This is a genomic window from Gilliamella sp. Gris3-2 (assembly GCF_001690345.1).
Lineage (GTDB): Bacteria > Pseudomonadota > Gammaproteobacteria > Enterobacterales > Orbaceae > Gilliamella > Gilliamella bombi.
In genome coordinates this window covers 44,855-52,558 of sequence record NZ_LZHB01000071.1, presented here as the reverse complement: position 1 = coordinate 52,558, position 7,704 = coordinate 44,855, and the positions used below count along the sequence as shown (strand labels likewise).

The 7,704-nt window shown below is 33.5% G+C and carries 6 protein-coding genes; all 6 read left to right on the top strand.

Annotated elements, in window-relative coordinates; translation table 11 throughout:
* The coding region (locus A9G32_RS10355) for an IS3 family transposase (protein ID WP_141672903.1) at nucleotides 1-692 on the top strand (692 nt) is incomplete at its 5' end.
* 514 nt (nucleotides 693-1,206) lie between these two features.
* Nucleotides 1,207-1,839 (top strand): glutathione S-transferase N-terminal domain-containing protein, encoded by a 633-nt coding sequence (locus A9G32_RS10345; RefSeq protein ID WP_065589152.1) that lies wholly within the window; start codon nucleotides 1,207-1,209, stop codon nucleotides 1,837-1,839.
* A 49-nt stretch (nucleotides 1,840-1,888) separates the two neighbouring features.
* Nucleotides 1,889-2,296: a ClpXP protease specificity-enhancing factor gene (locus A9G32_RS10340; protein WP_065589153.1), complete on the top strand. Its 408-nt coding sequence runs from the start codon at nucleotides 1,889-1,891 to the stop codon at nucleotides 2,294-2,296.
* Between the two features lie 93 nt (nucleotides 2,297-2,389).
* Nucleotides 2,390-3,337: a CYTH domain-containing protein gene (locus A9G32_RS10335; protein ID WP_065589154.1), complete on the top strand. Its 948-nt coding sequence runs from the start codon at nucleotides 2,390-2,392 to the stop codon at nucleotides 3,335-3,337.
* A 66-nt stretch (nucleotides 3,338-3,403) separates the two neighbouring features.
* Nucleotides 3,404-4,396 (top strand): hypothetical protein, encoded by a 993-nt coding sequence (locus A9G32_RS10330; protein WP_065589155.1) that lies wholly within the window; start codon nucleotides 3,404-3,406, stop codon nucleotides 4,394-4,396.
* A gap of 440 nt (nucleotides 4,397-4,836) precedes the next feature.
* Nucleotides 4,837-7,680, top strand: coding sequence for a bifunctional [glutamate--ammonia ligase]-adenylyl-L-tyrosine phosphorylase/[glutamate--ammonia-ligase] adenylyltransferase (gene glnE, locus A9G32_RS10325; RefSeq protein ID WP_065590235.1), 2,844 nt, complete (start codon nucleotides 4,837-4,839; stop codon nucleotides 7,678-7,680).
* The last annotated feature ends 24 nt before the right edge of the window (nucleotides 7,681-7,704 follow it).

Genomic DNA, 7,704 nt, shown 5'->3' with positions numbered 1-7,704 from the left:
GCTATCAGTCTTATGGTACAAGACGAATTCTTTTTGATTTACAGAAAGAGAATATTTGGGTGTCACGCCGTTACATTGCTCGGGTGATGAAAGCCTTATTGCTGGTATCAAAATACACCGTTAAACGTTATCAATCTCACACTACGGAAGTGAATGAAACCGCCACAGAAAATCACCTGCAACGACAATTTGATGTAGGTGATAAAAAACAAATTGTTGTTGCGGATTTAACCTATATTCAAGTTAAGCAACGTTGGAACTATTTATGTGTTTTAGTGAACTTATCCGATAGGCAGATTGTCGGTTACCATGTTGGTCAACATAAAACAGCAGAGCTTGTTATGTCGGCATTAAGTCAAATTAAACTGCCATTATCAAAATTGGATTTATTTCATTCAGACCGTGGTAAAGAGTTTGATAATCGGTTATTAGCGGATTGTTTTAAGACATTTAATATCACGCATTCATTAAGCAAGAAAGGGTGTCCATATGACAATGCGGTAGCGGAAGCGACATTTAAAACAATTAAAACGGAATTTGTAAAAGGCCAACGTTTCAACTCAACAGCTGAGTTACAACGCGCTTTTTCGGCTTATGCTTATTGGTATAATCATAAACGATTACATTCTTCGTTAGGCTACTTGCCTCCCGTTGAATTTAAAAAACACTTACCCCTTAATTTTTTTGTTTGAAAATGTGTTGCCATTCCACTATTTGCCACAAAAAAGTCCATGCACTGAAATTGGAGGTACTGAAACTGGCTTACTAAAGTCAATTGAAAGGCTTGAGCTGTATGCGGAGAAATTCGCTCGTACAGTTCTTAGGGGAGGGCACAACAGTAATGTTGTGTCCTTACCCGACCAGCAATATTACAAAAACGTTACAATTTTGTTTCAAATTTGTTTCAAAACCCAGCGAATGCTGGTTTTTTTTATGCTGATTTGGTTAATTAAAAAGCTAAACTACGTAGGTTAAATATTTTTAAGAATTAAGATTATTTAGGAAATAAATATTATTTAATATTATTAGGTTATCTAATTTAATAAATCCTATACTTAAACACATGTTTTACGAAACTGCTGGTCAAAATTAGGGCTTGAGGAAAAGAATTAAAGAAAATTTATTTTTTTTTAACAATTTTGTTATCCAATTTGTTAGAATAGACGGCAACTAGACTTATTTTAATTTTATAAATTTGGAGTGAATATGGTTGTTGCTGTTAATAAACGTTCTGTAATGACATTATTTTGTGATACAACAGATATTTACGGGCATCAGATTCGTTTTGTTCTGGCAGAAAAAGGGGTAACTGCGGAAATAGAGTTTGTAACGGCAGATAATTTACCACAGGAATTATTGGATCTTAATCCATATAGTTCAATTCCAACTTTAATTGATCGTGACCTTACGTTATATGAACCACATATTGCGTTAGAATATTTGGATGAACGCTTTCCACATCCACCATTGATGCCTGTTTATCCTATCGTTCGCGCTAATTCACGATTAACAATGTACCGTATTAAAAAAGAGTGGTATAGTGCATACGAAACAATTATTGCTGATCCTAATAGTGATGCTGCTAAAACAGCACGAAAAAATCTTCTTGATGATCTTGTTTCGATTTCGGTTATGTTTAAAGAAAAAGATTATTTTATGAGTGATGATTTTACATTATGCGATTGTTACTTTGCGCCGTTACTTTGGCGTTTGCCATTGCTTAGTATTGAATTACCAAAAGTAGCTGAAAAGAGTTATTTAGCTTATATGGCGAGAGTTTTTGAACGCCCTGCTTTTATTAATTCATTAACTGAAGCAGAAAAAAAGATAAGATCATAAACAATTAAATTTATCTTTATTTACGATAATTTTAGCCAAGGTAGCCTTGATGGAACTTGAACAAATGACGCCACGTCGCCCTTATCTATTTAGGGCTTTTTATGACTGGATTTTGGATAATGATTTAACACCTTACATTGTGGTTAATACTTCTGTATATGGAGTGTTAGTGCCGCAGGAATTTATCCGAAACAATCAAATTGTACTGAATATTGCCCCACAATCCGTTGGTCAATATTTGGCTACTAATGAACAAATTGAATTTAATGCTCGCTTTTCTGGTGTGCCACAACATATTGTGGTACCAATGGCTGCGATTGAGGCAATTTATGCTCGTGAAAATGGCGTGGGTATGGGATTTGAAGATGAACCACAATATAGTATACAGAGTGTATCTTTGTCCTCACAACCTAAACAATCTAAATCAAAACCTAATCCATTTCGTGTTGTAAAATAATTTGTCATATTGTTGATTAACGGTGATTCGCTATGATGCATGAAGTAGATTTATCGTTGATTATGTTAAAAATAGCGAAAAAATAGTAGATGAATGAGTAATGAAATCGAATTAAAGTTTGAAATTAATACTAGTGATATTGCTAATTTAAGATATTTTCTAGATCAATGGGCTGATAGCGACGAAGTTGAATTTTTAACGATATCACCGGTAAAAAACAGTTTTACAAAACTCAATTTGACTAGTACCTATTATGACACAAGCGATTATTACCTACGTAATAATCAGTGTGGATTGCGAGTAAGGGAATGCGAAAGTGATAACGAAAAAGAGTTTGAAATCACCTTAAAGCGAGATAGCAAGTCTGTGTCTGGATTACATGAGCGTGCTGAATTTAATGTTGACTTACCTAATTCAGAACCCAATTTAGCTGTATTACCACATATGGCATTACCCTATAATTGCGATATTGAGCGGTTACAACGAGATTTATTACCATTGTTCAGTACTGATTTCAAAAGGCAAACTTGGTTAATTTCTTTTGCGAGTAGCGAAATTGAGGTAGCACTAGACCAAGGGGAAATTAAGTCAAACAAAAAAGTTAAAATCATTCAAGAAGTCGAATTAGAACTCAAACAAGGTAATAAACAAGACCTGTTTAATTTTGCTCTTGAATTAAGCCGTTTCCATTTGCATCTTTTTTCACAAAGTAAAGCTGCTAGGGGCTATTGTTTACTGAAAAATGCATCACTTAAAACTTGTCAATTTGATTTTCAAGCCCATCAAGATCTAGCAAGCCTGTTAAGATTTTGGCAACAAAATGAAGAATATGCATTAGAAGTTAATGATTTAGAGTTATATAAACAAACGCTAAACCAAATAAATTATATTCTAATAGATAAAAATCTTCCTTTTGAGCCTGAATTTACACAATGGCAAATGGCATTATTGACTATTAACTCTGTAAAAGAATTTGCTTTTAGTGAGATTAATACAAAGTTCAGGCTTATGTTGATCGCAAATATGACTATTAATCAATGAAATAAAAAGTAAAATAATGAAGCTTTCTTTTTTAAATTACCGTTCTTGTTTTTGCTGTTTTATGGGGTGCTAGATAGCACTTTTTTAGTTGGACGAGAACTTCTTGTTGAGAATATGGTTTTTAGCTATGCAAAGGTTAACCCATATATTTGGGACGATTCTTTTTTATCATTAATTATTCATATAGTTTTGCCTAATACTTTTAATCAGTTAGCAAATCTGGTTTTAATTTTTATTACTTCAGCCATAATCTTGCACAAGAATTCGGTCTATCGAGTCAATAAAAAGAATCTGCTTTGTGTGTTTTTAATTGTTTTTTTTATAATAATAGGTATCAATGGTTATCAGGTGATATTTGAGCGACAGGTTCTTGGATTTTTATATTATGCTATAGTGCCCTATTATTTTACTTATATAGAAAGCCTCTATATAGGCATATTTAGATTAGCTTGTTATATTTGGATAATAATGGCGATTTATTTAGGGATAAAACTACTGCGAACAGCTTTCGTAACAGAGCCAAATATGATTGTATTATCCTCGGACAATAGTCAAAAAACTCATTTATCTTTATTTATTCTATTATTTAATTTTTATTATCTATCTATTGTCTTATTTTGCTTAAATTTCTTTTTTGTTCCTAAAGCTCCTCTGGATTCTATAGGTCCCCTTGAATACCATATTAGAACTATTATTTTTTATTCAGTTTTTTTATTGATTGTAAATACGATTGGTTATTTTGTTTTGCGAAAACAATTTAAAACTGTTTATGATAATTTACAGGTGAAGTCATTAATTTCAAGTTCTGTCATTGCTTTTGTGTTAACATCGTTGGCAGCAATAATTGTTTTATTTTTCAATATATATTGTCTGAAATGGTTTGATGAGGTTGCAGATTCATTAACAGACAGCGAAATAATGGTTATTGTTATAACAGATATTATATTATTTCTTCTTATTCTATGTGCAATAGGTTCGGTAGTTGTTAGTAAAACAGCAAAAGCATTTTTTGGGAAAGAAGTTAATTTATCCAGTTTTGTTGAGTCAAAGTCAGAATAAAATTTGTACAAATTAGTTTATTGGTAACATTTTTACATTAATTATAATGGGCATTGTTCTATAATAGACAAGGTTGCCTTATATTAATTGCAAGAATTGTTGCCTGAAATTTTTACTTTTTTCGGTATGATATTTTTTTATCTATACAACAATATAATGACGGTTTTTATTAGGATATATGGTTATATATAGCTCCAGTAAAGGTCTTTTTACTCCAAAAAGACTTTGCACCTATAGTAATATAAAATAAAGGGTTTAAAGAAGTTGTATATTCTTTATGAATCATTCCTAAAAACAATACTCAATTAAAAATTATCTCATCATTTTCGACACTTTTTTATTTTGTATATAAAATACTATATAACTTACAAAAGTTACTTATAATATATTCTTATTTTGCTGATATTATTTTGTGAAGAAATTTCTAAGAGAGCTTGCTTATGTCAGAATTTAACCTTCCAGTTTCTTCTTTGCTTGAACAACAAAAGCAAAAAGTTGCCTCTCAACTTAAACAATGTCAATCAAACGAAATACAAGCTAATCTAGATATTTTAGTGCGAAGTAATTTTTTGGTAGATGCATTTTATCGATTTCCTAACTGGCTAACAGAAATCAGCCAAAATCCCCCACAGGCAGACGAAAGACAGTATTACCAAACTTGGTTAAATGAAAAATTAATAGCAGTTTCAGATGAAACTGAATTCATGAAGATTTTAAGGCAATTTCGTCGTTATATTTTAGTCCGGTTAGCATGGTCTCAACTAGTTCATATCAGTAATGATGAGCAGATTTTATTACAATTAAGTGAACTAGCTGAGGTGATAATTGTTACAGCTCGTAATTGGCTTTATGAGCTTAGTTGCAAAGAGTGGGGGACACCTTACAATGCTCAAGGTCAGACGCAGCCACTGCTGATTTTAGGTATGGGAAAATTAGGTGGTGGAGAACTTAATTTCTCGTCCGATATTGATTTGATTTTTACCTATCCCGAACATGGACAAACACAAGGAGGGCGGAGAGAGTTAGATAATGCTGTATTCTTTACACGTTTGGGACAACGTTTGATCAAAGCGTTAGACCAAATTACAGAAGATGGATTTGTTTATCGCGTTGATATGCGCTTGCGGCCACTTGGTGATGGTGGACCTTTGGTGCTGAGTTTTTCTGCTATGGAAGATTACTATCAAGAACAAGGGCGCGATTGGGAACGTTATGCAATGGTTAAAGCTAAAGTGCTTGGTGATCAACAATCTCCTTATGTCAATGAGCTTTATCAAATGTTAAAACCATTTGTTTATCGTCGCTATATTGATTTTAGTGTTTTACAATCATTGCGTAATATGAAAAGCATGATTGAACGTGAAGTGCGTCGTCGTGGTTTAAAAAATAATATTAAGCTTGGTGCTGGTGGGATTCGTGAAATAGAGTTTATTGTACAAGTTTTTCAGCTTATTCGTGGTGGAAGAGTAGTGGGGTTGCAAACTCGTTCGCTATTAAATGCGCTTGATGTGATTGAACAAGAATCGCTACTTGCATCGAATGAAGTATCGTTATTACGAGAAAATTATCTATTTTTACGCCGTTGTGAAAATCTTCTACAAGCTATTGCTGACGAACAGACCCAAACCTTGCCAGATAATGCACTGGATCAAGCTCGTTTAGCGACAAGCATGGGCTTTAATCATTGGCATGATTTTGAACAAGCGTTATTAGTGCGGATGCAACATAACCGCCAAATTTTTAATGAACTTATTGGCGAAAACGAATCAGAATCTACCTCAACGACTAAGCCTTATAACGATCAATTTGACGATCTTTGGGTGCCTGATCTTCAAATAAGCGATGTTAGTGCAATATTACCTACCTATTCAGAAACAGAAGTTACGCAGATCTACCAAATGCTAGTGCAATTTCGTGATGATATAGGTAAACGTACCATTGGCGTACGGGGGCGTGAAATCCTCGATCAGTTAATGCCACGTTTGTTAGAAGCTGTCTGTAGCGAAAAGCAAGCAACAATGGTGCTATCAAGGATTTTGCCGTTACTTGTTAATATTGTTAGTCGTACCACTTATTTAGAACTGTTACTTGAATATCCGACTGCTTTGAAGCAATTGATTCGTTTATGTAGTGCTTCACCAATGATTAGCGATCAGCTGGCTCATTACCCTATATTATTAGATGAGCTTATTGATATCAATTCGCTTTATCAGACTGTTGCTCCAAATGAATATAAAAGCCAGCTTTATCAATATTTATTGCGTATTGAAGTTGATGACGAAGAACAACAACTTGAAGCTTTACGTCAATTTAAACAGATGCAATTGTTGCATATAGCTGCTTGCGATGTTGAGCATGTATTAACTACCATGAAGGTCAGTGATCACCTAACTTATGTGGCTGAATCATTATTAGATTTTGTCATACAAATGGCTTGGAATCAAATGGTTACTCGCTATGGCAAGCCTGAGCATTTGGCTGATAATCATAAAGGCTTGGTGGTAATTGGCTATGGTAAATTAGGCGGTTGGGAACTGGGTTATGGTTCGGATCTCGATTTGGTTTTTTTACATGATTGTCCAGTTAATAGTATAACTAACGGCAATAAGCAGATAGATAGTCGTCAATTCTATTTGCGTTTAGTTCAGCGAATTATTCATCTATTTAATGTTCGTACTAGTTTTGGGATTTTATATGAAGTTGATGTAAGGCTTCGCCCCCAGGGTGATGCAGGATTGCTTGTTTGTAGTTTAGATTCGTTCGAAGATTACCAAATGAATGAAGCTTGGACTTGGGAGCATCAAGCATTAGTCAGAGCAAGAGCTATATATGGAGAAGGTGAATTAATAAAACGTTTTAACCAAATTCGTCATAATGTACTTTGTAAAAAGCGTGATGAAGTTGTATTAAAAAAAGAAGTGCGTGAAATGCGTGAAAAAATGAGAGTACATCTAGGTAGCACTCAAAACAATTTATTTAACTTAAAAATTGATGAAGGAGGAATAGGAGATATTGAGTTTATATCGCAATATCTTGTGCTTAATTATGCTAATAAATATCCTAAAATGACAAAGTGGAGCGATAATGTTCGGATTTTAGAACTTGCGACAAATTATCAAATAATGGATAGCCAAGAAGCAGAGCAGCTAACACAAGCCTATATCGATATGCGCAACAAAATTCATAGATTAGCATTGCAATTACAATCTAGCACGGTTAATAGTTCGCAATTTGTGCAAGAAAAACAAATAGTCAACCAATGCTGGCTAAAATGGTTAACATAATAAATTGGCTTTTTATTTTAATGT